The sequence below is a fragment of the Micromonospora sp. BS32 genome (assembly GCF_059089345.1).
This window is the reverse complement of sequence record NZ_JBSSHR010000011.1, coordinates 22,012-48,542: the sequence shown is the minus strand read 5'-3', so window position 1 is coordinate 48,542 and position 26,531 is coordinate 22,012. Positions and strand designations below refer to the sequence as shown.

The 26,531-nt window shown below is 74.1% G+C and carries 23 protein-coding genes; 7 read left to right on the top strand and 16 right to left on the bottom strand.

Annotation, left to right across the window (positions count from 1 at the left end):
- Window positions 1–100 precede the first annotated feature (100 nt).
- Window positions 101–1,090, top strand: a complete 990-nt coding sequence (locus AC5RWQ_RS17865; protein ID WP_494283837.1) for an N-acetylglucosamine kinase — start codon at window positions 101–103, stop codon at window positions 1,088–1,090.
- A gap of 16 nt (window positions 1,091–1,106) precedes the next feature.
- Here AC5RWQ_RS17865 and AC5RWQ_RS17860 read toward each other — a convergent pair whose 3' ends face one another.
- The 3 genes from AC5RWQ_RS17860 to AC5RWQ_RS17850 are packed head-to-tail and all read right to left on the bottom strand — an operon-like array spanning window position 1,107 to window position 2,212.
- Complete coding sequence (locus tag AC5RWQ_RS17860) at window positions 1,107–1,532, bottom strand: SRPBCC family protein (RefSeq protein WP_494283836.1); 426 nt, start codon at window positions 1,530–1,532, stop codon at window positions 1,107–1,109.
- A complete protein-coding gene (locus tag AC5RWQ_RS17855) occupies window positions 1,525–1,845 on the bottom strand; it encodes an ArsR/SmtB family transcription factor (protein WP_494283835.1) in 321 nt (106 codons plus the stop codon). The genes AC5RWQ_RS17860 and AC5RWQ_RS17855 overlap by 8 nt, the downstream gene beginning before the upstream one ends.
- Window positions 1,838–2,212, bottom strand: a complete 375-nt coding sequence (locus AC5RWQ_RS17850) for a VOC family protein (RefSeq protein WP_494283834.1) — start codon at window positions 2,210–2,212, stop codon at window positions 1,838–1,840. Before AC5RWQ_RS17850 ends, AC5RWQ_RS17855 begins: the two co-directional genes overlap by 8 nt.
- 109 nt (window positions 2,213–2,321) lie before the next feature.
- Here AC5RWQ_RS17850 and AC5RWQ_RS17845 point away from each other — a divergent pair, with 109 nt between their 5' ends.
- Window positions 2,322–3,707 (top strand): acyltransferase family protein, encoded by a 1,386-nt coding sequence (locus AC5RWQ_RS17845; protein WP_494283833.1) that lies wholly within the window; start codon window positions 2,322–2,324, stop codon window positions 3,705–3,707.
- Here AC5RWQ_RS17845 and AC5RWQ_RS17840 read toward each other — a convergent pair.
- Both AC5RWQ_RS17840 and AC5RWQ_RS17835 read right to left on the bottom strand, forming a co-directional pair.
- Window positions 3,679–5,175, bottom strand: a complete 1,497-nt coding sequence (locus AC5RWQ_RS17840) for a CoA-acylating methylmalonate-semialdehyde dehydrogenase (protein ID WP_494283832.1) — start codon at window positions 5,173–5,175, stop codon at window positions 3,679–3,681. The two genes, AC5RWQ_RS17845 and AC5RWQ_RS17840, sit on opposite strands and share 29 nt — an antisense overlap.
- Window positions 5,172–6,479 carry an aspartate aminotransferase family protein gene (locus AC5RWQ_RS17835; protein WP_494283831.1) on the bottom strand — a complete coding sequence of 436 codons (1,308 nt, stop codon included), beginning with the start codon at window positions 6,477–6,479 and terminating at the stop codon, window positions 5,172–5,174. The genes AC5RWQ_RS17840 and AC5RWQ_RS17835 overlap by 4 nt, the downstream gene beginning before the upstream one ends.
- A 304-nt stretch (window positions 6,480–6,783) precedes the next feature.
- On the opposite strand from AC5RWQ_RS17835, the gene AC5RWQ_RS17830 reads away from it, so the two are divergent.
- Complete coding sequence (locus AC5RWQ_RS17830; RefSeq protein ID WP_494283830.1) at window positions 6,784–7,758, top strand: hypothetical protein; 975 nt, start codon at window positions 6,784–6,786, stop codon at window positions 7,756–7,758.
- A gap of 28 nt (window positions 7,759–7,786) precedes the next feature.
- Here the strand turns inward: AC5RWQ_RS17830 and AC5RWQ_RS17825 are convergent, their stop codons facing one another.
- The 3 genes from AC5RWQ_RS17825 to murD all read right to left on the bottom strand — a co-directional run bounded on the left by AC5RWQ_RS17825 (window position 7,787) and on the right by murD (window position 11,760).
- A complete protein-coding gene (locus tag AC5RWQ_RS17825; RefSeq protein WP_494283829.1) occupies window positions 7,787–8,281 on the bottom strand; it encodes a hypothetical protein in 495 nt (164 codons plus the stop codon).
- Window positions 8,282–8,352: 71 nt separating this feature from the next.
- Window positions 8,353–9,900, bottom strand: a complete 1,548-nt coding sequence (locus AC5RWQ_RS17820; RefSeq protein WP_494283828.1) for a chymotrypsin family serine protease — start codon at window positions 9,898–9,900, stop codon at window positions 8,353–8,355.
- 510 nt (window positions 9,901–10,410) lie between these two features.
- Complete coding sequence (gene murD, locus AC5RWQ_RS17815) at window positions 10,411–11,760, bottom strand: UDP-N-acetylmuramoyl-L-alanine--D-glutamate ligase (RefSeq protein ID WP_494283827.1); 1,350 nt, start codon at window positions 11,758–11,760, stop codon at window positions 10,411–10,413.
- Window positions 11,761–11,850: 90 nt separating this feature from the next.
- Between murD and AC5RWQ_RS17810 the strand changes: the two genes are divergently transcribed.
- The gene (locus AC5RWQ_RS17810; RefSeq protein ID WP_494283826.1) at window positions 11,851–13,200 is read left to right on the top strand and encodes a MurL-like N-terminal domain-containing; all 1,350 of its coding nucleotides are present in this window, start codon (window positions 11,851–11,853) and stop codon (window positions 13,198–13,200) included.
- Window positions 13,201–13,226: 26 nt separating this feature from the next.
- On the opposite strand, the gene AC5RWQ_RS17805 is transcribed toward AC5RWQ_RS17810, so the two are convergent.
- Together AC5RWQ_RS17805 and AC5RWQ_RS17800 are read right to left on the bottom strand one after the other, a co-directional pair.
- The gene (locus tag AC5RWQ_RS17805; RefSeq protein WP_494283825.1) at window positions 13,227–15,080 is read right to left on the bottom strand and encodes a PucR family transcriptional regulator; all 1,854 of its coding nucleotides are present in this window, start codon (window positions 15,078–15,080) and stop codon (window positions 13,227–13,229) included.
- Window positions 15,081–15,132: 52 nt separating this feature from the next.
- On the bottom strand, window positions 15,133–15,942 hold the full coding sequence (locus AC5RWQ_RS17800) for a TrmH family RNA methyltransferase (protein WP_494283824.1): 810 nt from the start codon (window positions 15,940–15,942) through the stop codon (window positions 15,133–15,135).
- 132 nt (window positions 15,943–16,074) lie between these two features.
- Between AC5RWQ_RS17800 and AC5RWQ_RS17795 the strand changes: the two genes are divergently transcribed.
- Window positions 16,075–17,919 carry a thiamine pyrophosphate-requiring protein gene (locus AC5RWQ_RS17795; protein ID WP_494283823.1) on the top strand — a complete coding sequence of 615 codons (1,845 nt, stop codon included), beginning with the start codon at window positions 16,075–16,077 and terminating at the stop codon, window positions 17,917–17,919.
- A 4-nt stretch (window positions 17,920–17,923) separates the two neighbouring features.
- Here AC5RWQ_RS17795 and AC5RWQ_RS17790 read toward each other — a convergent pair whose 3' ends face one another.
- A complete protein-coding gene (locus tag AC5RWQ_RS17790) occupies window positions 17,924–18,487 on the bottom strand; it encodes a dihydrofolate reductase family protein (RefSeq protein WP_494283822.1) in 564 nt (187 codons plus the stop codon).
- A gap of 168 nt (window positions 18,488–18,655) precedes the next feature.
- Here AC5RWQ_RS17790 and AC5RWQ_RS17785 point away from each other — a divergent pair, with 168 nt between their 5' ends.
- Window positions 18,656–19,081, top strand: coding sequence for a GNAT family N-acetyltransferase (locus AC5RWQ_RS17785; RefSeq protein ID WP_494283821.1), 426 nt, complete (start codon window positions 18,656–18,658; stop codon window positions 19,079–19,081).
- 86 nt (window positions 19,082–19,167) lie between these two features.
- On the opposite strand, the gene AC5RWQ_RS17780 is transcribed toward AC5RWQ_RS17785, so the two are convergent.
- From AC5RWQ_RS17780 to AC5RWQ_RS17765, 4 genes are all read right to left on the bottom strand, one after another.
- Window positions 19,168–21,414, bottom strand: coding sequence for a transglycosylase domain-containing protein (locus AC5RWQ_RS17780; RefSeq protein ID WP_494283820.1), 2,247 nt, complete (start codon window positions 21,412–21,414; stop codon window positions 19,168–19,170).
- 196 nt (window positions 21,415–21,610) lie between these two features.
- Complete coding sequence (locus tag AC5RWQ_RS17775) at window positions 21,611–22,408, bottom strand: hypothetical protein (protein WP_494283819.1); 798 nt, start codon at window positions 22,406–22,408, stop codon at window positions 21,611–21,613.
- 150 nt (window positions 22,409–22,558) lie between these two features.
- Entirely contained in the window at window positions 22,559–23,665 is a 1,107-nt protein-coding gene (locus tag AC5RWQ_RS17770; protein ID WP_494283818.1) for an SPFH domain-containing protein, read from the bottom strand.
- A 5-nt stretch (window positions 23,666–23,670) separates the two neighbouring features.
- Window positions 23,671–24,144, bottom strand: coding sequence for an NfeD family protein (locus tag AC5RWQ_RS17765; RefSeq protein WP_494283817.1), 474 nt, complete (start codon window positions 24,142–24,144; stop codon window positions 23,671–23,673).
- Window positions 24,145–24,236: 92 nt separating this feature from the next.
- Between AC5RWQ_RS17765 and AC5RWQ_RS17760 the strand changes: the two genes are divergently transcribed.
- Entirely contained in the window at window positions 24,237–25,547 is a 1,311-nt protein-coding gene (locus AC5RWQ_RS17760; RefSeq protein ID WP_494283957.1) for a serine hydrolase domain-containing protein, read from the top strand.
- Window positions 25,548–25,588: 41 nt separating this feature from the next.
- Here the strand turns inward: AC5RWQ_RS17760 and AC5RWQ_RS17755 are convergent, their stop codons facing one another.
- Entirely contained in the window at window positions 25,589–26,401 is an 813-nt protein-coding gene (locus AC5RWQ_RS17755; RefSeq protein WP_494283816.1) for a DUF3097 domain-containing protein, read from the bottom strand.
- Window positions 26,402–26,531 lie beyond the last annotated feature (130 nt).

Sequence of the window (26,531 nt, the reverse complement as noted above, 5' to 3'; positions counted from 1 at the left end):
CTGGCGCACAGTCGCCCGACGGCCCGCGATCTTGCCTCATCGCACCGGGCCGACCAGCATGAACACCGCCCGCAGCGCCGCGTCGGGAAGGGTTGGTGCGATGTCCGACACCGTCGTGGTCGGCCTCGACGTCGGGGGTACGTCCACCCGCGCCGTCGCGCTCACCCTGACCGGGAAGCGCCTCGGCAGCGGCCGGGGCGGCGGCGGCAACCCGACCAGCCACGGCGCCGAGCAGGCCGCCGCGGAACTGCTGACCGCCCTGCGCGGCGCACTGGCCGGAACGGACCCCGTCCGGGTCCGCGCCGGCACCATCGGCCTGGCCGGGGCGGGCCGGCTGCTCGCCGACCCGCAGGGCCGCGCCGCCTTCGACCGGGCCTGGTCGGAGGCCGGACTGAGCTGCCCGTACATGGTGCACGGCGACGCCCTCGTCGGGTACGCCTCGGGCACCGCCTCGCCGGACGGCACGGTGCTGATCGCCGGCACCGGCGCGATCGCCGCGCAGATACGCGACCTGCGGCTGGACCGGGTCGCCGACGGTCACGGCTGGCTGCTCGGCGACGCCGGCTCCGGTTTCTGGCTGGGTCGTGAGGCGGTCCGCCGACTGCTGGCCGACCTGGACGCGGGCGCCGCACCCGGCCCGCTCGGCCGCCGGGTGCTCACCCGGCTGCTCGGCTCGGCGGAGGTGGCCCCCCGCCCACGGAACACCGTGGACGCGCTGGTCCAGGCGGTCACCCAACGCCCCCCGGTGGAGCTGGCCCGACTGGCCCCGCTGGTGGTGACCGCCGCCGTCGAGGGCGAGCCGGTCGCGACGGCGTTGGTCGGCGAGGCCGCCGCCCACCTGGCCACCAGCGCGGCGCGGATCCGGCCGGCGGGCGCGGTCGAGCCGATCGTGCTCGGCGGCGGCCTGCTCACCGGGGACACGACCCTGGCCACGGCGGTCCGTGCCGAGGTGGCCCGCCGCTGGCCGGCTGCCCCGGTCCGCTCGGCCGGGGACGGCGCGGCGGCCGCCGCCTGGCTCGCCGCCCGCGACCTCCCCGAGGTCGCCGACCCCACCGCCCTGCACGCCCTGCTGGTGCCGGCGACGACCTGACCCCGCAGGCCCGGGGTCAGGCCTCGGCGAGGGTCTGCTCCAGCCGGCGCCAGACGTGCGAGCGCCAGCCGCCGTCGAGGATGGTGAAGGTCCGCTGCTGCACCGGGTCGTCCGGGTCGAAGCCGTCGTGCTCGAGGAACAGCCGGCAGCCCCGCCCCTCGGGAACCAGCGTCCAGGTGACCACGGTGTCCAGCCCGCCGCCGCGCCAGCTGAACCGCAGCAGCCGCAGCGGCTCGATCGCCAGCACCTCGCCGTGTACGACGCCGTCGAAGCCCTGCTGCGGGCGGGGCGTCGTACGGAGAGTGAACCGGTGGCCGAGCACCGGGCTGAAGTCGTTCGGCATCAGCCAGCGCGCGAGCAGATCAGAATCGGTCAACGCCCGCCAGACCTTCGCCGGCGGATGGGGCAGGAACTGGTCGACGGCGATGGTGCGCTCACTCATCGGGCATCCCGTCCAACACGTCGCGCAGTCCGGCCAGCCGGGTACGCCAGAACCGCTCGTACGGGGTGAGCCAGTCGGCCACCTCGCGCAACGGCTCCGGGCGCAGCGAGTAGAGGCGCTGCCGGCCGACCGGCTGCTCCACCACCAGGCCGGCGTCCTTGAGCACCTTCAGGTGCTCCGACAAACTGGGGCGGCGCATGTCGAAGTGCGCGGCGAGCTCCTGCACCGGCTGCTCACCGCGCTCGCGCAACAGCCGCAGCACCTCCCGGCGGGTGGGGTTGGCCAGCGCGCCGAAGACGTCCGGCTCAGACACGGGTCGACTGGAGGGCGATGCCGTTGCCGTCCGGGTCGTCGAAGGTGGCGTACCGCCCCCAGGGGGCGACCTGGATGCCACCGTCGGCGAACACCACCCCGCGCTCCCGCAGGCTGGCGACGTCGCCATCGAGGTCGTCGGTCTCCAGGACGAGGCCCTTCAGCGAGCCGGGCGGCATGGTCGGGAACCAGGTGACCAGGGTCAGCGTGGTGGCGGCACCCTTCGGCGCGACCTGGACCCAGCGCCCGCCCGGCCCCATCGGGTAGTCCGCGACGAGGTCGAAGCCGAGGGTGTCGACGTAGAAGTCGCGGGCCCGGTCCTGGTCGCTGACGGGCACGGAGAGCACCTGCACATGCGTCACGGTCATGCCGTCCAGCATAGGTAGGAGATTTCCTACCAGTCAACCGCAGCGCCCCGACGCAGACCCGCGAACCGTTATCGCCACCGGCCACCCGCGGCTGGCATAGCCTGAGCCCATGCGCCGCCTGCGCGAGCTCGCCGAGCGCACCCCGGCCGGCCGGGAACGGTACGTAGACCTGCTCCGCGCGCTCGCCATCACCATGGTCGTTCTCGGACACTGGAGCGTCACCGTGATCACCCGGGACGCCGCCGGCCGGCCCACCGGGCACTCGGCGCTCGGCGACCTGCCGTGGGCGTACCCGCTGACCTGGCTGGCCCAGGTGATGCCGGTCTTCTTCCTGGTCGGCGGCTACGCCAACGCGGCCTCGCTGACCCGGCTGCGGGCCCGCGGCGGCGACGCCATCGGGTGGCTGCTGGACCGCAGCGCCCGGCTGATCCGCCCCACCAGCGCCCTGCTGCTGGTGCTCACCGCCGCCGCCGCAATCGCCCGACTGCGGGACGTCGACCCGACGCAGGTGCGCGTGGTGGTCTGGTTCGCCACCATCCCGCTCTGGTTCCTGGTCGCCTACCTGGTCGTGGTCGCCCTCACCCCGCCGATGTACGCCCTGCACCGCCGCTTCGGTCTGGCCGTGCCGCTGGTGCTGGTCGCCCTGGTCGGCCTCGGTGACCTGGGCCGGCTCGTCGGCCCGGCGGAGCTGGGGAACGGCAACTACCTTTTCGGCTGGCTGGCCGTGCACCAGCTCGGCTTCGCCTGGCACGACGCCCGCTCCCCGGCCGAACCCGCCGGGCCGTCGGGGTCCGACCGCCCGGGGGTACGCCGGCGGCGGCTGCCCACCTCACGCCGTACAGCGCTGACCTTCCTCGCCGCCGGTCTGGCCGCGCTGGTGCTGCTCACCGTCGTCGGTCCGTGGCCGGTGAACATGCTGCACGTCCCCGGCGAGCGGCTGGACAACGCCGGGCCGCCCAGCCTGGCGCTGCTGGCCGTGGCAGCCACCCAGCTCGGCCTGATCCTGCTGCTGCGCGACCCGGCGCAACGGTGGTTGCGCCGGCCCGGCCCCTGGCAGCTGGTGATCGGGGTCAACCTGGTGGTGCTGACCGTCTTCCTCTGGCACCTGACCGCCACGCTCCTGCTGGTCGGGCTCCTCGACGCGCTCGGGCTGCTGCCCACCCCGGCGGTCGGTTCGGCCGCCTGGTGGGGTTGGCGGGTGCCCTGGTTGCTGATGCTCGCGGCGGTCCTGGCCGTGCTGGTCGCGGTCTTCGGGGCGATCGAGGCCCGCAGCGCCCGGCACCGTACCGGGAGCCGGGCCGGCCGGGGCACCCCGGCGCGGGCCGCGCTGACCGTCGCCGGGTACGCCGCCGTGGTGGTCGGGCTGCTGGTCAACAGCGCGACTCCGGGGCGGGCCGCGGAACCGTTCGGCACGCCCGTCCCGGCGCTGCTGGCGTACCTGGCCGGGGCGGGCGTGCTGCGGCTGCTCAGGTCTGGGTGGGGAAGCCGAGGTTGACCCCGCCGTGGCGCGGGTCGAGCCAGCGGCTGGTGACCACCTTGCCCCGGGTGAAGAAGCGCACCCCGTCCTCGCCGTGCGCGTGCAGGTCGCCGAAGAGCGAGGACTTCCACCCGCCGAACGAGTAGTACGCCATCGGCACCGGGATCGGCACGTTGATGCCGACCATGCCGACCTCCACCTCGTGCTGGTAGCGCCGGGCCGCGCCGCCGTCGTTGGTGAAGATCGCCGTGCCGTTGCCGTACGGGTTGGCGTTGACCAGCTCCACCGCCTCGTCGTACGAGCCGACCCGGACGACGCCGAGCACCGGGCCGAAGATCTCGTCGGTGTAGATCGACATGTCGGGCGTGACCCGGTCGAAGAGGGTCGGGCCGAGCCAGAAGCCGCCCGCCTCGCCGTCCGGGGTGACGTCCCGACCGTCCACCACCGGGACCGCGCCGGCCGCCACGCCCGACTCCACGTACGACCGGACCCGCTCCGCGTGCGCGGCGGTGACCAGCGGACCCATGTCGCAGCCCCGCCGGCCGTCACCGGTGCGCAGCCCGGCCATCCGGTCGGCGATCTTCGCGACCAGGGCGTCGGCGACCGGCTCCACCGCGACCAGCGCGGAGATCGCCATGCACCGCTCCCCCGCCGAGCCGAACCCGGCGTTGACCGCCGCGTCGGCGGCCAGGTCCAGGTCGGCGTCGGGCAGCACCACCATGTGGTTCTTCGCCCCGCCGAGCGCCTGCACCCGCTTGCCGGACATCGCCCCGCGCTGGTGCACGTACCGGGCGACCGGGGTGGAGCCGACGAACGACACCGCCTTCACCGCCGGGTGGTCGAGCAACGCGTCGACCGCCTCCTTGTCGCCGTTGACCACGTTCAGCACCCCGTCGGGCAGGCCCGCCTCGGCGAACCACTCGGCGAGCAGCAGCGCCGCACTCGGGTCCTTCTCGCTCGGCTTGAGCACCACCGCGTTGCCGCACGCCACGGCGACCGGCACGAACCACAGCGGGACCATCACCGGGAAGTTGAACGGCGAGATCACCGCGACCACCCCGAGCGGCTGGCGCAGGCTGTACGAGTCGACCTCGGTGGAGACGTTCTCGCTGAAGCCGCCGCGCAGCGCCGAGGGAATGCCGCAGGCGTACTCGATGACCTCCAGACCGCGCTGCACCTCGCCGGCGGCGTCGGCGAGGACCTTGCCGTGCTCGGCGGTGATCACCTCGGCGAGCCGGTCGCGGCGGACGTTGACCAGTTCCCGGAAGGCGAAGAGCACCGCCGTCCGCTTCGCCAGGGAGGTGTCCCGCCAGGCCCGGGCCGCGCGCTCGGCGGCCTCGACCGCCACCGCGACGTCCCCGGCAGAGGCCAGCTCCACGCTGCCGGTACGCCGGCCGGTGGCCGGGTCGAAGACATCCCCGCGCCGCTCGGAGCCGCCGGAGCTGCGCTTGCCGTCGACGAAGTGCCCGATGACCGGGGTGCTCACGCCGCCACCTCCGCCGACGCGCAGGAGCGGATGGCCTCGACCAGGATGGCCAGGCCCTCCCGGGCCTCGTCCTCGGTCAGGGTCAGCGGTGGACCCATCCGCAGCACGTTGCCGTACAGGCCGCCCTTGCCGGCGAGCAGGCCACCGGCCCGGCACGCCTCGAAGACCCGGGTGGTGAGCGCCGGGTCGGGCTCGGTGGTGCCGGGTCGGACGAACTCGACGCCGAGCATCAGCCCCTTTCCGCGTACCTCGGCGACGCAGTCGAGCCCGCCCACCGCGGCCCGCAGGCCGTCGGCGAGGATCGCGCCGGTGCGGGCCGCGTTGGCCTGGAGGTCGTGGTCGCGCAGGTAGTCCAGGACGGCGTTGCCGGCGGCGGTGGAGACCGGGTTGCCGCCGAAGGTGGAGAAGCTGATCGCCGGCACCGACTCCAGCACGTCGGCCCGGCCGACCACGCCGGCCAGCGCGAAGCCGTTGCCGACGCCCTTGGCGAAGGTGAGCAGGTCCGGGGTGACGCCGTGCGCCTGGTAGCCCCAGAAGTGCTCACCGGTCCGACCCCAGCCGGTCTGCACCTCGTCGGAGATCAGCAGGATGCCGTGCTCGTCCAGGACCTTCTTCCAGGCGGCGAAGAGCCCGTCCGGCGGCGCGACGAAGCCGCCGACGCCCTGGATCGGCTCCGCGATCAGGCAGGCCACGTCGCCGGAGGTCTGGGTGGCCAGTACCTCGCGCAGATCCTCCACCGCCGCGTCGATCCGGTCCGCCTCGTCCAGCCGGGACAGCAGGCCGCGCAGCCGCTCGCCCGAGTGCAGCCAGGCCACCTGGAGCGGGTTGAGCGCGCTCGCCGTCCAACTGCGGTTCCCGGTCACGCCCATCGCCGCGTACGACCGGCCGTGGTAGCTGTTGCGCACCGCCAGGATCTGGTGCGAGCGGCGGTGGTTGGTGGCCACCAGCAGGGCCGCCTCGTTCGCCTCGGTGCCGGAGTTGGTGAAGAAGACCCGGGCGTCGGGGATGCCGGAGAGCTGGGCGATCTTCTCGGCCAGCTCCACCTGCTGGCGGATCAGGTAGAGCGTGGAGCTGTGCACGATCCCGGTGCGCAGCTGCCGCTCGACCGCCTCCCGGATCTCCGGGATGTCGTAGCCGATCATGTTGGTCAGCACACCGCCGAAGAAGTCGAGGTAGCTGCGGCCCCGCGCGTCGGTGACCCGGCGGCCCGAGCCGGAGACCAGCTCGATCGGCTCGGCGTAGTAGAGCGGCATCCAGGAGGGCAGCACGGCCCGATGTCTGGCCAGCAGGTCGTCGGAGGTCATCGGGGCACCCTTCAGCGGCGGCGGTTTCGCGTTCCTCGCACGCTTCCACCACCCACCGGCAGGGACAACTGTCACTGTGTAGCGCAGCGACCGTCGGGACCTGACAGCACGTCAGGCGGGGGCCACCGTTTTCGGAGCCGAACCCGATCGTCACGGTCCTTCCCGACGGTCAGGGCACCGGACGGCCACTCATTCCGTACCGCCCCCGGATGGCTGGCTCAGCTCCCCGCTCACCCGGGGCGCCACGTCGGTCAGCGCGTCCAACCGGCGCGCGCGGCATCTGGTGAGCGGTAGCATCCGGCGGGTGCGGAGAGCGGACACGGCCCTGCCGACCGGAACGGCCGCCGAGCGGATCGCGGCGGGGGTACGGGCCTGGGTCGGGTCCGCACCGCTGCGGGAACTGGTCGGGCACTTCGGCGGCGACTGGCCACCCGGTGACCTGGCGGCGGTGCTGGCCGGGCTGGACGACTTCTCCGCCCGGCACTGGGACTTCCGGCAGGGACGGGAACGCCCCGACGCCCGGGAACCGGCGTTCGACGCGCGTACCGCCGGGCGGGTGCTCGACGCGGCCGCCGCGCTCGGCCTGGTCCACCCGGCGGCGCCGGCCCGGCCCGGGTACGCCCACCTGACGGTCCTCGGCGGACTCGCGCACGCCTGCCTGCGCCGCGTCGCGTACGCCGCCCAACTGGTGCGCACCGGCCCGGCCGTGACCGGCGAGGTGGCGGTGCTCGGCAGCTTCCGCCCGCTGTCCGAGGTGGAGCGGGCCGTGCTCACCGGGGTGGGCATCGACGGCGACACCGAGGTGGACGCCCTGGACGCGGCGGTCCGCCGGTCCTTCGGGGTCGACGCGCCGGCCGAGCGGGACGGGCACGACGGCGACCACCCGCACCACTCCTGGTCCTCGCGGACCTACCGGCCCCCCGGCCTGCCCCCGGTACGCGTGCTGGCCGCCCCGTCCAGCGAGCCGCAGCGCCGGCGCGCGCACACCGCGGACACCCAGCGGTTCTGGGCCGAGCACGTCCGGCTCTCCCCCGGCGACCGGGTGCTGGTGGTGACCGCCGCGATCTACGTGCCGTTCCAGCACGGCGACGCCTTGCGCACCCTGGCCCTGCCGTACGGCTGCGACATCGAGACGGTCGGGGTCGACCCGGCACTGGTGACGCTGGCCGGGGTCCCGGAGCCGACCCTGACGCCGGGGCGGTACCTGCAGGAGATCCGCTCGGCGATCCGGTCGCTGCGCGCCCTGCACGCCGCACTGCCGGCGCAGCCCTCGGAGTGAGGACCCGGCCCCCGCCGGGCCGGGCCCGTCAGGCGACCGGAAGGTCGGCCAGCTGGGCGGCCTCGGCCGCCCTGGCCCGCCGCCGGGCGGTGAACGTCGAGACGACCGCCCAGGCCAGGCCGACGAGCAGCGCCCCGCCGGCGATCGGCGTCAGGGCCGATCGCGCCGCTCCGGCGGACAGCGTCCACGCCTGGCCGGTGTCGGCGAGCACCCACGGCTGCCGGTCTCCGGCGGGCACCGCCACCTCCCACTCGTACGCCGAGTTCGGCTCGGTGCTGAGCACCCGCCACGACTCGCCCACCGCCACCCCGTGGACGGGGCCCGAGTGGCCGCGCCCCCCTCGGGTCCAGTTGCCCACGCACCGACTGTGCGACTGCTCCTGCCGGTCGTAGGTGATGTAGCAGTGGTCCACGGTGGCGCGTGGATCGTCGCCCGGCCACATCCCGGCCGTCCACGCCGCGAGCGCGCCGCCGATCGCGGCGAGCACCACGACCGTGGTGAGCCGTGCCCTCATCGGGATCATGGAGTTTCTCCTCCGATCGCCGGGACCCGCGCGGGGGCCACCCGTGGCCGGGTGGCCCCCGCCGGAGTCCGTCAGCCCTGGGCCGCCTGGATCACCGTGAAGATGGCTCCGCCGGTGTAACCGTTGTCCTTCCAGACCTGCAACTGCTCGTAGATCTTGCTAAGCGGGGAGTAGTTGTTCTTCTCGCCCGAGTAGCAGGCGCCGGAGCGGCTCTGCTGGTTGCCCTCGAGGATGCCGTACGCGGTGTGGTCGATCTGACTGAACAACGGTCCACCGCTGTCCCCGGCACGGGCGCAGAGGTCGGTGTTGATGCCCACGTCGGTGGAGAGCACCTTGCCGCACCGCGTGCCCACCAGGTAGCCGGAGCCGGCGCCCGAGTCGTACGACTCTGGGTAGTTGGCCGGGCTGGAGCCCGCCCCGGTCGCGCAGACCACCCAGCCGCCCTTGATCTCGCTCAACGAGTGCCAGTCGCTGATGTACTCGGTGGCCGTGGTGGCCTGTGTGCCGCAGGGGGTGTCCGAGTCGCTGTCCATGCCGCCGTTGCGGCAGTACTTCATCACCTTGTTGCGGTACGCCTGGTTCTCCAGCCAGCTCGTCGACTGGGTGCCGTCGACGTAGCTCAGGACGGCGAAGTCGTACGGGTAGGCGTTGCGCTCCATCATGTACCCGCCCGCCACGCCGTGCGGGTTGAGGATGTTGTACCCGTTGTGGTGGATCTTGGTGGCGTTCGTCTTGCCGACGACGCAGTGGCCGGCGGTGAGCACCCAGGCCCAGCCGCCGTAGTTACCGCCGTAGCTGCGCATGTTGAAGCCGCTCGTGCAGCCACCCCAGGAGCCGTTGTCGCGCTGGATGTTGAGGCGCAGGCCGCCCCGCATGCCGCCGTAGCCGGACTTGCAGTACAGCGGGTGGCAGTATCCCCAGTCCACGTACGGCGTGTAGGACTGCCGGGGCCGCGGCAGGACACGGCGCTCGACGGCGACGGGCGCCATCGCGCCGGCCGCCCGCGCCGTGGTGGGGGCCGCGGCGATCGCGGCGTTGGCGTTGGCGTGCTCGGCGGCGACGTCCTTCTTGTACTCGCCGGGCGTGCGGACCATCGGCGAGCGGGAACCGGACTCCGCGGCCCAGGTGCCGTTGGTCTTGCTCTGCGCCACCCAGTCGCGCTCCCACACCACGACCGAGTTCTTCTCCTCGTCGATCGAGGTGAGGTACACCGCGTCGGCGCCCTCGCCGACCCGCTGGGAGACACCCTTGCGCACCTGCTCCAACTGCCGCAACGAGTGCGTGACGACCCGGGTGTCCACGTGCGCCCGGTCCGGCATGGACCGGATGAACGGCTGCGCGTCGGCGGGGTCGGTCATCGACAGCACCAGCCGGCCGCCGTTGTCCTGGTCCATCCGCATGCCGCCGTACGAGTTCGACTTCATCTCGGAGAGCAGCTTGTCGAGCTTCTGCGCGTCGTTCTGCAGCTCCAACCGGCGCAGCGCCTCCTGCTTCGACACGCCGTAGCTGTCCATCAGGTACTGCATCGACTCCTGCACCGCCGCCGGGTCGAGCGAGGTGTGGAACGACGGCTCCGCGGCGAACGAGGCCGGCGCGGTCGACATCACAGCGGTCTGCACGACGCAGAACGCCAGGGCGAGCGCGAGCGGGCGAGCGCCCCGAACCCGGCCCGCGTGTCCGCGGTCTGATCGGCGGTAGAATTGCCTCCGAACCCGCATGATTCCTCCCGTGAATTGAGCGGTTCACCCAGGTGGGCGCCGCGTTGCAGCGCGGCGCTCACCATCTATCGGCCTCGATTTCGACGCCTGTGAATAGTATGCCGAGGCGAGTTCCGCGCCGCTGCCCCGAAACCGGGTCCACCGATCACGGTCGGATGTACGTGAGAACGCGATGGTGACCTGGTCGGCCATCTCGCCCGCGATCTCCTCCAGCAGCGGGGAGACCTTGCGGCGACCGTCGCGGTGACCGTTCCGGCGCCGGACCGGGAGACGTGGCTGCCCGCCACGACCAGGCCGGGCCGGCAGCTTCCGGGCAGCCGCCGGCCACCGCCGGTCCGCCTCCAGCAGCACCGCCACCAACAGCAGGCCAGCCGGGTGGCGGGCCGCCGGCCAGGGTGGCCGGACCCGGGCTCAGCCGGCGGCGGTGTCCCGGACCGCCTGGGCGAAGACCTCGGAGCGGTGTTCGAAGTTGCGGAACCGGCCGTAGCTGGGCGCGGCGGGCGAGAGCAGCACCACCCCGCCGGCCGGGGTCAGCTCCCGGGCCCGCCGGACCGCGTCGACCAGGTCGTCGACCACCTCGGTACGCACCTTGGGCAGGCCGGCCAGCGCCTCGACGATCCGGGGGCCGCTGTCCGGGATGCCGATCACGGTGATCTCCCGCTCGGCCAGGTGCTCGGCCAGCGGGGCGTAGTCCAACCCGCGGTCGGTGCCGCCGAGGATGACGGTCAGCGGCCGCCCCTCGTACGCGTCGATGGCGTGCATGGCCGCGTACGGGCTGGTGGCGAGGGTGTCGTCGACGAAGGTCAGGCCGGAGGGGTCGACGATCTCGGTGAGCCGGTGGGCCAGCCCCTGGAACTCGGCGACGGCAACCGCGAGGGTGTCCTTGCGGGCCACCACGTCGACGCCGAGCGCGTCGAGGACGGCGAGCGCCACGCAGAGGTTGCCCTCGTTGTGCCGGCCCACCAGCGGCAGCACGGCGCGCGGGAAGAGCGGCTGGTCGGCGAGGTGGAACCAGGGCGTGCCGTCCGGGCCGGTGGCGACGTGCGCGGTGTCCGGCAGGCCGGCGCGGACGGCCGCCCGGTCGCCCAACTCCAGGGCGAGCCGCGGGTCGGCGCCGTTGACCACCACGGTACGCGGGCCGTACGCGATCAGGTTGAGCTTGTCCCGGTAGTACTCGGCCTCGCCGCCGTGCGCGTCCAGGTGCTCGGGGAAGAGCGCGGTGACCACCGCGACGCGGGGCGAGTCGGTGAGGTCGCTGCACTGGTAGCTGGAGAGTTCCAGCACGTACTGGTCGGCCTCGGGCAGGTCGAGGGTGGGCACGCCGATGTTGCCGCCGAAGACGTTCGGCCGGTCCATCGCGGTGAGCAGGTGACTGATCAGGCTGGACGTGGTGCTCTTGCCCTTGCTGCCGGTGACCCCGACGGTCCGGTCGGCGTGGTCGGCCATCCAGAGCGCGGTCCCCTGGGTGACGATGGCCCCACGCGCGCGCAGCTCCACCATCCACGGGTGGGTGTTCGGCACGCCCGGGGAGCGGACCACCACGTCGGCGGCGGCCAGCCGGGCGAACCCCTCCTCACCGGTGACCAGCGGCGCGGCGGCGGCGAGCGGACCCTCCCAGGGCAGGGTGAGGAAGTTGGCGCTGTCGTCGACGGCGACCAGGTCGGCCGGGCCGTGCGCGGCGATGGCGGTCACGGCGGCGCGGCCCTCGCGGCCCGCCCCCCAGACGGCGACGGTACGTCCGCGCAGGTCAGACAGGCGCACGGGCTCTCCTCGGGACTCACGACGGCGGTGCTCGGGCACGGTCCGGCCGCAGCCGGACACGGCCGGACGAACCAGGGCCTAGTATGGCGTGTGCCCAACGAGCAGCTCCGGCGGATGGACGCCTTCACCTTCCCGTCCTACTCGATCGATCTCGCCACCGGTGAGGCGTTGTTCGACTACGCGCTGACCGGTCCCGACGGCGAGCAGCGGTTCACCGAGGTGATCACGCTGCCGCTGCCGGCCGAGCCGCCCTCGGACGAGACGGTGGCCACCCTGAACCGGGTCCTGGAGCTGCTGCACGTGGTCGCCGGGGTCAGCTACTACAAGGCCGCCGCGCCCGGCCGGCTGGTGCTGCCGGCGCCGCTGGGCGCGTCCGCCGTCGAGCTGGTCACCGGGATCTACACCAAGGGCCTCGCCGAGTACGCCTACCGCAACCAGCTGCCGCACGTGCTCGAGCTGCGTCCGGAGGCGCCGGCCGGCGAGGTGTCGCCACCCCGGGTGTACGACGACTCGGACCGCCGGCCGCTCTCCGCCGTCGGTGGCGGCAAGGACTCCATCGTCAGCCTGGAGGCGCTGCGCCGGGCCGGCCTCGACCCGGTGCCCTTCTCGGTCAACCCGAACCACGTGATCGTGTCGGTCAACGAGGCGTCCGGGCTGCCCGCGCTGGCCGCCCGGCGGCGGATCGACCCGGTGCTGTTCGACCTGAACGCGGCGGGCGCGCTCAACGGCCACATCCCGGTCACCGCGATCAACTCGCTGATCGCGGTCGCCACCGCGGTGCTGCACGGCCTCGGCCCGGTGGTGATGTCCAACGAGCGTTCGGCGTCCGACCCGAACCTGCTCTGGAACGGTCACGAGATCAACCACCAGTGGTCCAAGGGCGTCGAGGCGGAGGGGCTGCTGCGGGCGGCGCTGGCCGAGCACGCCGGGCTCACCGAGCCGTACTTCTCGCTGCTGCGGTCGCTGTCGGAGCTGCACATCGCCCGGCTCTTCGCCGGGATCGACCGGTACGACGCGGTGGTGACCAGCTGCAACGCCGCGTTCAAGCTGCGCGACGCGAGCGAGCGCTGGTGCCGCAACTGCCCGAAGTGCCGGTTCGTCTTCCTGGCCATGGCGCCGTTCATGCCGCGTGAGCGGGTGGTGGGCATCTTCGGCGGCGACCTGCTGGCCGACGAGTCCCAGATCCCCGGCTACCGGGAGCTGCTGGGCGTCGACGGGCACAAGCCGTTCGAGTGCGTCGGAGAGGTGGAGGAGTCGGTGGTGGCGCTGAGCCTGCTCGCCGAGCAGGAGCAGTGGCGCGACGCCCCGGTGGTCCGCGCCCTGGTCGACGCCGTGCCGGAGACCGCCTGGTCGACGGCGGCGCACTCGGACGTCTTCACCCCCGGCGGCCCTAACTTCGTCCCCGCCGCGTACGCCAAGGCCCTCGACGCCCTCGCCTGATCGGTGCGGATTCCCGCCGGCTCCCCTCAGGGGGTGCGGATGGCGTCCAGGGCGAGCAGGGCCACGTGCAGGGAGAGGCAGGCGTCGACCGAGTCGAGATCGACGTCGAGGATGCGGGCGATCCGGGCCAACCGCTCGTAGAACGCCGGCCGGGACAGGTGCGCCGCGGCGGCCGCCGCCGACTTGTTGCGGCCCTGTTCGAGGTACGCCCGCAGGGTGCCGAGCAGCTGGTCGCGGGGGTGCCGGGCGTCGTGGGCGAGCAGCGCCCCGAGTTCCCGCTCGACGAAGGTCTGCACCCGTGGCTCGTCGCGCAGCAGGTGCAGCAGCCCGGCCAGCCCGACGTGCGGCAGCCGGAAGATCGGTAGGTCGCGCCGGTCGCGGCGGGCGGCGTCGGCGACCTGCCGGGCCTCGATCAGCGAGCGTCGTGCCTCCCGCAGGCTGCCCACGCCGGAACCGGCCGCCACGATCACCGCGTCCGGTCCCGGGGCACCGGCGGACGTCGGCCGCCGCGATCCGCCGGCCTCCGGCCGGCCGGCGGCCGATCCCGCCTCGGACCGGCCGGCCGGCGGCCGCGACGGGGTGGCGTCGACGCGGATCCGGCGCAGCGCGGTGGCGAACGCGGCCAGCGCGCGCTCCTCGGCGGCCGCGTCCGGCAGGGCGAGCAGCGCGCCCACCGCCTGGTCGTCCACCGCGCTGGTCAGGCCGGTCAGCTTCGCCTCCCGAAGCGCCTGGCCGACCGCCTCGGCCAGGTCCCGCAGCCGCGCCGGGCCGGCCTCCGGGGCGGGCTCGGCCGACCGGCCGCCCTCCCCGGCCCCGCTCTCCCCCGCCGGCTCGTCGAGGCGGTGCCGGACCACCACCCCGACCAGGTGGCGGCGGTCGAGGATGACGCCGAGCGCCTTGGCCCGCAGCGCGACCTCGTCCACCGGGCGAGAGTGGTCGAGCAGGTTGGTGAGCAGGGTGCGGTGGATCTGCCGTTCCAGCCCCTCGGCGTCGCGGCGGATCAGCCGGCCCAGCGCGAGGGTGGAGGCGGCCCGTTCCACCAGGATCGTCAACCGGGTGGGCGGGGTGCCGGCCGACGTCCGCCCGTCGCGTTCCCCGTCGGCCGCGCCGGCGCCGGTCGGGTCGGCCGGGACGCCCCGGCCGGTCGCCAGGTCGCCGCCGCCCGGCCAGCGCAGCAGCAGCCGTCCCCAGTCGTGGCCCCGGGCGCCGACGGTGGTGACCAGCCAGCCGCTGTCCGCGTCGTACGCGGTCCGCCCGGCCGGCCGGATCCGGCGGGAGTGCTGCTCCCAGCCGTCCAGCAGCAGCTCGGCGCTCTCCCCCGCCGGGTCGTACGCGAGCACCTGGCGGGAGAGGTTCTCCAGCACCACCGGGCAGCCGGCCAGCTCGGCGGCCTGCCGGACCACCTCGGCCGGGCCGGCGCCCTCGACGGACAGCTCGGTGAAGCGCTGGTGGATCTCCTCGGTGGCGCGCAGCTCGGTGAGCTGCGCGTCGACGATCAGCGCGTGCACGGCCTCGGTGATCCGGACGAACGGGGTGGCCCGGCGCAGCTCCACCAGGGGCAGCCCGCGCCGCTCGGCGGCGGCCGCCATCACCCGGGGCACGCCGGTGAGGTAGCGGCGGCCCAGCTCGACCACCAGCCCGGAGACGCCGACGTCGGCCAGGTCGCCGATGAACGCGCGCAGCCCCGCGTCGTCGGCGGGCAGCCCGATGCCGGTGGTGAGCACCAGCTCACCGCCGCCGAGCAGGGTGGCGATGTCGGGCACCTCGGTGACGTGCACCCAGCGCACCGGCCGGTCCAGAGCCGCCTCGCCGGCCACCAGGCGTGGGGCGCCGTGGCGGACCGGGTCCAGCGCGAGCACCTCACGGACGGTAGGGAACACGGGCGACACGCTACCGTCCGTCACCCCGTACGACGACAGGCCGCCCCGCAGCTCAGAGCGGGTCGTCGCGGCCCAGCTCCCAGCAGGCCACCGCCGTGGCGGCGGCGACGTTGAGCGAGTCGACGCCGCGGCGCATCGGGATGACCACCCGGATGTCGCTGGCGTCCATCGCGGCCCGGGTCAGCCCGGCGCCCTCGGCGCCCAGCAGCAGCGCCGAGCGGGCCCGCTGGGCGGCGTCCAGGCGCTGGATCGGCACCGCGTCGGGGGCCGGGGTCATCGCCAGCACGGTGAAGCCGGCCGCCCGCACCTCGGCGAGCGCGTCCGGCCAGGGCTCCAGCTTGGCGTACGGGACGGCGAAGACCTCACCCATGCTGACCCGTACGCTGCGCCGGTAGAGCGGGTCGGCGCAGGTCGGCGAGAGCAGCACGGCGTCCACCCCGAGCCCGGCGACCGCGCGGAAGATCGCGCCCAGGTTGGTGTGGTTGTTCACGTCCTCGAGGATCACCACCCGGCGGGCGGCGGCCAGCACCTCGGCGGCGGCCGGCAGCGGCTTGCGCCGGAACGAGGCGAGCACGCCCCGGTGCACGTGGAAGCCGGTGGCCCGCTGGAGCACGTCCGGGGTGGCGGCGTAGACCGGGGCGTCCCCGGTGTCCAGATCGGCGAGCTGGTCGACCCGCTTGGCGTCGACCAGGTACGACCGGGCCGGGTAGCCGGCCCGCAGCGCCCGCCGCAGCACCAGCTCCCCCTCGGCGATGAACAGCCCGTGCGGGGGCTCCCAGCGGGTACGCAGCTCGACGTCGGTCAGCGCGCGGTAGTCGGCGATCCGGTCGTCGTCGGGGTCGGTGATCTGGTGGACGGGCACGGCGACGATTCTGCCGGGTGCCGGTCCGGGGCCGGTCGGGGCGGGGCGGTCCAGCGGCGTACGCCACCGGGTTTTCCGGGCCGGGGGCGGGGAACCGAGCCGGAACGGGACACGACCGGAGGGACACCACCGATGAGCGCAGACGACACCCAGGGGGCGTCCGGACGCCTGCCGAAGGGCGCCACGGTGGCCGACCACATCGTCGCCCGGCTCGCCGAGTGGGGGGTGCACCGCTACTTCGGCTACCCCGGCGACGGCATCAACGGCATGACCTCGGCGCTGCAACGCGCCGCGGGGCGGGCCGAGTTCGTCCAGGTACGCCACGAGGAGACCGCCGGTTTCGCCGCCTCGGCGCACGTCAAGTACGGCGGGGGTCCGCTCGGCTGCGCGCTGGTGACCAGCGGTCCGGGCGCGATCCATCTGCTCAACGGCCTCTACGACGCCAAGCTGGACCACCAGCCGGTGGTGGCCCTGCTCGGGCACACCGCGCTCACCGCGGAGGGCGGCGGCTACTACCAGGAGGTCGACCTGCTCGCCCTCTACAAGGACGTGGCCGGGGACTTCCTCGCCCAGCTCGACGACCCGTCCCAGGTACGGCACCTGGTGGACCGGGCCTGCCGGACCGCGCTGGCCCGGCGGACGGTCACCGCGCTGGTGCTCCCCTCGGACGTGCAGGACGAGCCGGCCGTGCCGGACCCGCCGCACGCGCACGGCTACTACCACACCAGCGCGGTGCCGAGCAGCGCGTCAACCGTGCCGCCGCAGGCGGAGCTGCGCCGGGCCGCCGAGGCGCTGCGCGGCGGCGAGCGGGTAGCGATGCTGGTCGGGCAGGGCGCGCTCGGCGCCGAGGAGGAGGTCCGGGCGGTCGCCGAGCGGCTCGGCGCCGGGGTGGCGGTGGCGCTGCTCGGCTTCCCCGCGGTCGATCATCGGGAGCCGTGGGTGACCGGGGCGATCGGGCTGCTCGGCACCCGACCCAGCTGGCAGCTGATGCGGGAGTGCGACCGGCTGCTGATCGTCGGCAGCAACATGCCGTACTCGGAGTTCTACCCGCCGCAGGGGCAGGCCCGGGCGGTGCAGATCGACGTGGACCCGACCCGGATGGGGCTGCGCTACCCGACGGAGGTGAACCTGACCGGGGACGCCGGCCCGACGCTGCGGGCGCTCCTGGCCGAGCTGCGCCCCGACCCCGCGCCGACCGCCTGGCGGGAGACGATCGCCGACGCCACCTCGGCCTGGCGGCGGGCGCAGGTGGAGCTGGCCGGGCAGGCGGCCGACCCGGTCAACCCGCAGCTGCTGTTCCACACCCTCAGCGACGCGCTGCCCGACGACGCGATGATCGCGGTGGACTGCGGCACCGCCACCGCCTGGTACGCAAGGCACCTCCAGGTCCGCCCGGGCATGCTGGCCAGCCTCTCCGGCACCCTGCTGTCGATGGGCGGGGCGATGCCGTACTCGCTGGCGGCGAAGTTCGCCCACCCGGACCGGCCGTTGGTCGCGCTGGTCGGCGACGGGGCGATGCAGATGAACGGCGTGAACGAGCTGATCACCGTGGCGAAGTACTGGCGGCGCTGGGCCGACCCGCGGTTCGTGGTGCTGGTGCTCAACAACCGGGAGCTGGCCTTCGTGAGCTGGGAGCAGCGCTCCAGCGAGGGGACGCCGATGTTCCCGGACAGCCAGGACCTGCCCGACGTGGCGTACCACCGGTGGGCGGAGGTGCTGGGGCTGCGCGGCGAGCTGGTCGACTCCCCCGGCCAGGTGGCGGGCCTGTGGCGGCGGGTGCTCTGCGCGGACCGGCCGGTGGTGGTCAACGCGATGGTCGACCCGGCCGAACTGATGCTGCCGCCGCACTTCACCGCCGAGCAGGCGCGCAAGACGGCGACGGCGGTGCTGCGCGGCGACGCCGACCGGGCGGGGATCATCCGGCGGGGGCTGCCCTCGACGATCGCCACGTACCGGCCGCGACGGCGGGACCGCTGAGCGCTCACCCGGCCGCCCGCTCGTAGCGCAGCAGCACCGACGCGCCGTCGAAGGTCCGCGTGCCGGCCAGCCGCAGGCCGAGCCGGTCCTGGCGGGCGAAGACGGGCCGGCCGCCGCCGAGCACGACGGGGTGCACGAAGATCTGCCACTCGTCGAGCAGGCCGAGGTCGGCCAGCGCCCGGGCGGCCTCCGCGCCGCCGGTGAGCAGCAGGTCGCCGCCGGGCTCGGCCCGCAGCGCCGCGACCTCGGCGGCGAGGTCGCGGCCGATCACCCGGGCGTCGTGGTCGGCGGCGTCGAGGGTACGGGAGACAACGATCTTCGGGGTACGCCGCCAGATCGGCGCGAAGGCGAGGTCGTGCGGATGCGTCGAGACCGACTCCGCTCGCGGCCAGTACCAGGACATCATCTCCCAGACCTTGCGTCCGTAGACGAACGCACCGGCCCGCCCGGACAGCTCCAGCGCGTACGCGGAGAGCTCCGGCCCCATCACCGGCCAGTCGAACTCCCCGTTCGGGCCCTCGATGAAACCGTCGACGGACTGGTTCACCCAGTAGACGATCCTGCCCATGTCCCGCTCTCCCTCACGGTGGCGCGCCCGGCGGGCGCTCTCACCGGAGGATCGGAGCGGGTCGACGGGATCCGACAGCCGGGCCAGAATTTCTTGCCGGGCCCGGCTACCGTGCCGGGACACCCGATCACCGGTCCGACCCGGTCCGAGCGGCTAGGGTCTTCGATCATGGAGTACCGGCTGGTCGACCGGCTGCCGACGGTGGCCGAGTTCGTCGCGGTGACCCGGGCCGTCGGCTGGGACGACGCGTACGACCCGGCCGCGATCCCGGCGTCGCTGGCCGGCTCGCTGCACGGCGTGCTCGCGGTGGAGGGCGACCGGGTGATCGGGCTGGGCCGGTTGATCGGCGACGGGGCGATCTACTACTACCTCCAGGACCTGGCGGTGGTGCCGGAGCGGCAGCGGCGCGGCGTCGGGGCGGCCATCCTGCGGCGGCTGGAGGAGTGGATCGCGGGCCGCGCCTCGAACCGGACCTTCGTCGGGCTCTTCGCCGCCGGCGAGTCCGCGAGCCTCTACCGTCGCTTCGGCTACGCCGTGCACGACGGAATGACCGGCATGTTCCGGGTGGGCCCGCTCAGCGCCGACCGGCGGTGACCGCCCGGCCGTTCCCCGGGCCAACCGGATCGGCCCCCGCCGTCCTCAGGGGGGGACGGCGGGGGCCGGTCAGCGGGCCGCGGCCGTCAGCCGCGGCGGTTCTGCAGCCAGCGCAGCAGGTCCGGGGGGAGGCCCCGGTCGTTCTGCTGCGGCGGCTCGGTCGGGCGGGGAGACGGGCGCGGCGGCTCGGGGCGTCGCATGTCACCGACCAGCTCCCGGCTCGGGGCGGTGAAGTCGCGGACCGGCTGGCCGTCGACCGCGGTCGCGATCGTCCGGGCCACCGCCGTGATCACCTGGCCCTGCACGGCCGCGCCGACCGCGTCGGTCGGGTCGTCCGGGTTGGCCGCGATCCCGGCGACGGCCACCTGCGGGGTGAAGCCGACGAAGGTCTCGGTGGCGTTCCCCTCCGAGCTGCCGGTCTTGCCGGCGACCGGGCGGCCGACGAGCCGGTCGACGCCGCCGGCCGTACCGCCGTTGCACTGGTTGTACGCCGACTGCTGGCCGACCGGGCAGCGCGCGGCGTCGGTCGCGGCCCGGGCCACGTCCTCGCTCAGCACCCGCTTGCAGGACGGCTGTCCCACCGGGATCTTCCGGCCGTCCGCCGCGGTCACCGAGACCACCGGCGTGGGCGTGCAGTACGTCCCCTCGGCGGCCACCGTGGCGTACGCGTTGGCCAGGTCGAGCGGGGTGGTGGCGGCCACGCCCAGGGTGAAGGCACCCCAGTCGGCGGCGTTGTTCCTCGCGAAGTCCGCGTCCGACTCGGCGCGGAAGGTGATGCCGAGGCGCTGCGCCATCTCCACCACCTTGTCCTCGCCGACCTGCTCGGCCAGCCAGACGAAGTAGGTGTTCACCGAGCGGCCGAAGCCGTCCCACATCATCCGGTAGCCGTCCATCCGCTCCGGGTTGGCGTTGGCCGGGCACCACTTGCCGTCGCAGTTGCCCTCGCCCTCCCCGGCCGCGTACCGGGTGGGCAGCTTGCTGGGCGCGTCGAAGCCGGTGGAGAGGGTCCTGCCGGACTCCAGCGCGGCGAGCATGGTGAAGAGCTTGAAGGTGGAGCCGGCCTGGTAGCCCTCGACGCTGCCGCCGCCGGAGATCAGCGGGTTGACGGTCTCGCCGCTCGCCACGCCGTACTGCCGGTTGACCGCCATGGCCAGCACCCGACCGGTGCCCGGCTCGACCGCCGCGATGGGCAGGGCGCGCTTGTCGTCGTCGGCGTAGACCTTGCGGGCCTCCTTGACGGCGGTGGCCTGGACGTCCGGGGCGAGCGACGTGACCACCCGGTAGCCGCCGCGGCGCAGCGCCTGCTCGCGCTCCTCGGCGTTGGCGCCGAACGCGGGCTGCTCCAGCCACCAGCGGCGCAGGTAGTCGCAGAAGAAGCCGGCGTCGGAGGTCGAGGTGGCAGTGCAGCCGTTCGGCTGGGCGGTCGGCCGCAGCGCCAGTTTCTCGGCCTTCGCCCGGGCGGCCTGATCCGCGCTGATCGCGCCGGTGTCGACCATCGAGTCGAGCACGTACCCGCGTCGGGCCAGCGCCGCGTCGGCGTCGCCGTCGATCGGGCTGTACTCGTCCGGGGACTGGACCAGGCCGGCGAGCAGGGCGGCCTGGCCGAGGGTCAGGTCGGCCGGCGAGGTGCCGAAGTAGCGCTGGCTGGCCGCCGCGATGCCGTACGCCCCGGAGCCGAAGTACGCGATGTTTAGGTAGCGGTTGAGGATCTCGTCCTTGCTGAGGGTCTTCTCCACCTCGGAGGCGTACCGGATCTCCTGGAGCTTGCGCCCGACGGTCTGGTCGGTGGCCGCCTGCCGTTCCTCGGCGGTGCGGCTGGGGTCGGTCTTCAGCACGTTGCGCACGTACTGCATGGTCAGCGTCGAGCCGCCCTGGGAGGTGCCCCCGCCGGTCACGTTGGCGACCAGGGCCCGGGCCATGCCACGCAGGTCGGTGCCGCCGTGCGAGTAGAAGCGCCGGTCCTCGGCCGCCACGATCGCCTGCCGCATCACCGGGGCGATCTCGGCCAGCGGCACGTCGGTGCGGTTCACGTCGTAGAACGTGGTGAGCAGCGTCCTGCCGTCGTTGGCGTAAAGGTAGGAGCGCTGCGGGGTGGCGGGCGTGCGCAGCGCCGCCGGCAGGTCGTCGAACGCGCCGAGCACCGACTTGGTGGCCACCCCGGCGAGCACGTTGCCCGGGAGCGCGGCGACCGCGAGGACGAGGCCGGCCAGCAGGCCGGCGAGCAGCACGGTGAGGAGCCGCGACAGCGGCGACCGGGGTCGGGGCATGGCTGCAAGGATTGCCAGCACAAGGAGCAGCGGGCCACTCCGACCGGCGATTGTCAGGTAACTCACCGTCACCTGCCAGCAACTTCCCCGCTTCGCGCCCTCCCCTACCCCCCTCCTCCCCGCCGTCCCCCGCGTCCCCGGCGTCCCCTTCCGCCCGGCCCGCGTTCATCACGACGTTCGGCCGCCGTCCTGGCCCGGACGGGTGCCCGACCTCCTTGATCGAGGTGGTGTGGCGCCGGGCCGACCGGGTGGGGCGGCGCGGTCAGGCGGCGGGGAGGGGGCCCTGGGGGCCGTTGTTGGCCGGGGTGGAGACGCTGGCGGTGGCGGCGTCGCGGGCGATCTCGGCGGGCAGCAGGCGCCCGGAGCGGTAGGCGACGCCGATGCCGGAGATCAGCACGAAGATCGCGCCGAAGGTCTGCAACGAGCCGATCAGGGCACCGCCGAGGCCGAGCAGCGGAGCAGCGATCATGAGCATCACCCCGTCCCCGATGGCGAACATCCCGGACCGGGCCACCGACCAGCCGGTCAGCAGCCAGCCCGCGCTGTAGAGGAACGCGCCGACCAGCACCGGCATCCGGGCCGTGGTGCCGAAGACCGGCGTCTGCTCGGCCAGCCCGGCGAAGGGCAGCATGAGCACCGTGCCGGCGAGGCTCGCCAGCAGGCCGGCCGCCGCGACCCGGCGGCTGCGGGTCGCCGCGAGCAGGCCGGTCAGCGCCAGCAGGGCGAGCAGCCCCAGCCAGACCGCGGCCACCCAGCCGAGCAGGTAGAGCGGCCGGCCGTCGGCCGGGTACGGGTCGTTGCCCGCCCCGCCGTCGCTGGCCATCGCCACCACGCCGTAGAGGACCGCGTACGCCGGCAGCAGCCAGACCGAGGCGCGGGCGAAGCGCCGCAGCGACCAGGCCCAGCTGGCGTTGGTGGCGGGCGCCGCCGGCCCGGGATCGCCGGCGAAGGGCAGCACCCCGAACCCCCCTCCGGTACGTCGGCTGCCCAGCGGTCCGGACGGGTCGTGCGCGCCGGGGACCGGGGTCCGGGAGAACAGGCTGTGCGCCGGGTCCTTCATGCGTCACCTCGCTCGACTCCGACGAGCGGCGCGGGACGCACCGGCGCCCCGGCTCCTGGCCACCACCCGTCCTCAGACCGATCATGGCAGGCACCGGGGCGCCGCATGAGCATTTCTCGCATTTGCCGTCCGGCTCCGGACGGCCGCCGATCAGCCCCGTTCGCGCTGATCCGCCGGGTCATTGACCAGGCTCGCCGGGGAGACCGGCTCGGGCGCCGGCAGCCCCTGCGGGGCGTTGCCGCCGGTGACCTGGGCCTCGGCGGCGCGTACCTCGTCGTGGATCTGCTGGGCGGCGGTCGCCGCCGCCCGGGCCGCCTCTGCGGCCTCCCGCTCAACCTGGCTGGCGTGATCGGCCGCCTCCGCGGTGGGCACGTCGCCGACCATCTGGCTCAGCCCGCCGAGCGCGCCGCCCATCCCCTCGAGGGCCTTGGTCAGCTCGGCCGGGACGATCCAGACCTTGTTCGCGGTGCCGTTGGCGATCTGCGGCAACGCCTGGAGGTACTGGTACGCCAGCACCTTCTGGCTCGGGTTTGCCTGGTGGATGGCGTCGAAGACGGTCCGGATCGCCTTGGCCTGACCCTCGGCCTGCAGGATCCGGGCCTGCCGGTCACCGTCGGCCCGCAGCACCGCGGACTGCTTGTCACCCTCGGCGGTGAGGATCTGCGACTGCTTGTGCCCCTCGGCGGTCAGGATCGCCGCCCGGCGGTCCCGCTCGGCGCGCATCTGCTTCTCCATCGAGTCGCGGATGCTCGCCGGCGGCTCGATCGCCTTGATCTCCACCCGGGTGACCTTGATGCCCCAGCGGCCGGTGGTCTCGTCCAGCACCCCGGAGAGGTGCCGGTTGATCTCCTCGCGGCTGGTCAGCGCCCGCTCCAGGTCGAGCGAACCGATCACGTTGCGCAGGGTGGTGACGGTGAGCTGCTCGATCGCCTGGATGAAGTTGGCGATCTCGTAGGTGGCCCGGACCGCGTCGACCACCTTGTAGTAGAGGACCGTGTCGATCGACACGACCAGGTTGTCGGAGGTGATCACCGGCTGCGGCGGGAAGCTGACCACCTGCTCGCGCATGTCCACCTTGGTACGCACCGCGTCGATGAACGGGACCAGCAGGTTCAGACCCGGGTTCAACGTGCGCTTGTACTTGCCGAGCCGTTCCACCACGTCCTGGCGCTGTTGCGGCACGATCCGCACCGCTTTGACCAGGGTGACGACGACGATCAACGCCACGGCCGCCAACAGGACCGCTGCAAATGTCATACCGCTCACCTTTTCGCTTCCGGCAACTGGCCGGGGGAGGAAATGTCGTCCTGCCATACCAGGGCGGTGGCGCCCCGGACCTTGATCACCTGCACCCGCGCACCGGGATCGAAAACCTGCGTCGCGTCGTACGGCCGCGCGCTCCACAGCTCACCGTCGATCTTGACCATGCCGTGGTCGGGGTCGACCCGCTCGATCACCAGCGCCGTCGCACCCTCCAGCGCCTCCACCCCGAACGGATGGTCGCCGCTCTCCATCGCCGACCGGGCGTGCCTCTGGATGACCGGCCGGGCCACCGCCACCGAAAGGACGGAGACCAGCGCGAAGACCAGGGCCTGGAGCGCGAGCGGGGCACCGAGCGCGGCCGCGCCGGCGGCGGCGAACGCGCCGGCCGCGAACATGATCAGGAAGAGCGTCGTCGTGAAGATCTCGGCGACCGCCAGCACCACACCCAGCACGATCCACACCACGGGGTCCACCCCCCAAGGGTGACACGCGCCCGCACCTCCGGGAATCCGTCATGATCAGTAGAGTCGGCCGGAACCGCACCGAAGACGCCGAGGAGGCCGCCGTGGCCCTGCTGCCCGAGACCGTCCGCCGGGTCGACGCCCTGGTCGCCGGGGCACAGTCGACCGGCCGGGCACCGTCGCTGGTGCTGGGCGTGGTCCGCGACAGCGTGCTGGCCCACCTCGCGGCCGCCGGGGAGCACCCCCGCCCCGAGGCCGACCTGCAGTACCGGCTCGGCTCGATCAGCAAGACGATGACCGCCGTCCTGGTCCTCCAGCAGCGCGACGCCGGGCGACTCGACCTCGACGACCCGCTGGAGACCCACCTGCCGGGCACTCCGGTAGGCGCGCTCACCCTGCGCCAACTGCTCGGCCACGCCGGCGGCCTCCAGCGGGAGCCCGACGGGCGCTGGTGGGAGCGGACCGAGGGAGTCGCCCTGGCCGACCTGGTCGCCGGGCTCACCCCGGCGAAGGTGGCCTACCCGCCGCTGCGCGGCTACCACTACTCGAACCTGGCGTACGGGCTGCTCGGCGGGGTGCTGGAACGGGTCACCGGCACCCCGTGGTTCGCCCTGCTGCGCGAGCGGCTGCTCGATCCGCTGGGCATGGCCCGCACCACCTTCCACGCCACCGAGCCGTACGCCCGCGGCTACGTGGTGCACCCCTGGCACGACACGCTGCGGGAGGAGCCGCGCACCGACACCGGGGCGATGGCGCCGGCCGGCCAGCTCTGGTCCACGGTGGAAGATCTGGGCCGCTGGGCGGCGTTCCTCGCCGACCCGGCGCCGGAGCTGCTCGCGCCGGAGACCCTCACCGCGATGTGCGCGCCGGTGGTGATCAGTGACCTCGACTCGTGGACCGGCGGGCACGGCCTCGGCGTGGAGCTCTACCGGGAGGGCGACCGGATCTACGTGGGCCACGGTGGCTCGATGCCCGGGTACGTGGCCGCCCTCACGGTGCACCGGCCGAGCCGTACCGCGGTGGTCGGTTTCGCCAACTCGTACGGTCTGCGCGGGACCCACCTCGGCGGGCTCGCCCGGCAGCTGCTCACCCTGGTGCTCGACACCGAGCCGGCGCCCGTCACGCCCTGGCGCCCCGCCGCCCCGCCCGCCGACGAGCTGGCCGAGCTGACCGGCCGCTGGTGGTGGATGGGGATGGAGTACGAGTTCCGCCCCGACCCCGCCGGGGAGCTCTGGGGCGGCCCGGTGGGCCGGCCGATGCTCCGGTTCACCCCCGAAGGGCCGGACCGCTGGCGGGGCCGCAGCGGCAACCAGGACGGCGAGGTGCTCACCGTCGTGCGAGACGAGGCGGGCCGCCCGGTCGCCCTGGACATCGCCACCTTCGTCTTCAACCGTACCCCGGACCAGGAGCCCTGACCCTGCCGCGGCGGAGTCGGTGGGGCCCGGGCCGCCGCCGCTCAGGCCGGTTCGGTGACGAAGTCGATCAGGCGTTCCATGGCGTTGATCAGGGGTGTCTCCACGTCGGCGAAGCTGTCCACCCGGGAGAGGATGTGCCGCCACATCGCCGCCGGCTCGGCCACCCCGAGCGCCGCGCAGACGCCCTCCTTCCACGGCCGGCCCGGCGGCACCACCGGCCAGGCCGCGATGCCCAGCGCCGTCGGCTTCACCGCCTGCCAGACGTCGACGTAGGGATGGCCGGTGACCAGCACGTGCGGCGAGGTCACCTTCGCCACGATCCGGCTCTCCTTGGAGCCGGCGACCAGGTGGTCGACCAGCACCCCGAGGCGGCGGGTCGGGCCGGGCGCGAAGGCGCGCACCTCCGCTTCGAGGTCGTCGATGCCGTCGAGCGGCTCGACCACCACCCCCTCGATCCGCAGGTCGTCGCCCCAGATCCGCTCGACCAGCGCGGCGTCGTGCACGCCCTCGACCCAGATCCGGCTGGCCTTGGCGACCTGCGCCTTCACGTTGTCGACCGCGACCGAGCCGGAGGCGGTGCGCCGGCGGGCCGCCGGCACCGGGGCGCGTACCGGCCGGCGCAGCGTCACCGGCCGACCGTCGAGCAGGAACGCCGCGGGCAGCAGCGGGAAGTTGCGCCGCCGGCCGTGCCGGTCCTCCAGCACCACCGCGCCGGACTCGAAGCCCACCACCGCGCCGCAGAAGCCGGAGTCCACGTCCTCGACCACCAGGTCCGGCTCGGCGTCCACCTCGGGGGTCACCTTCCGCCGGCGCCACTGACCGGCCAGCACGTCCTCGCCGTATCGCCGCCCCATGTCGATCACGCTAACGCCGGCTCCGGCGCGTCGCTCGCCGACGCGCCGCCGACGCCGTCCACGGAACGGTACGACACGCCGAACCACCGGGCGGTAAAGGGCGAACGGGGCAGTTCGGGGCAGGGCGCGC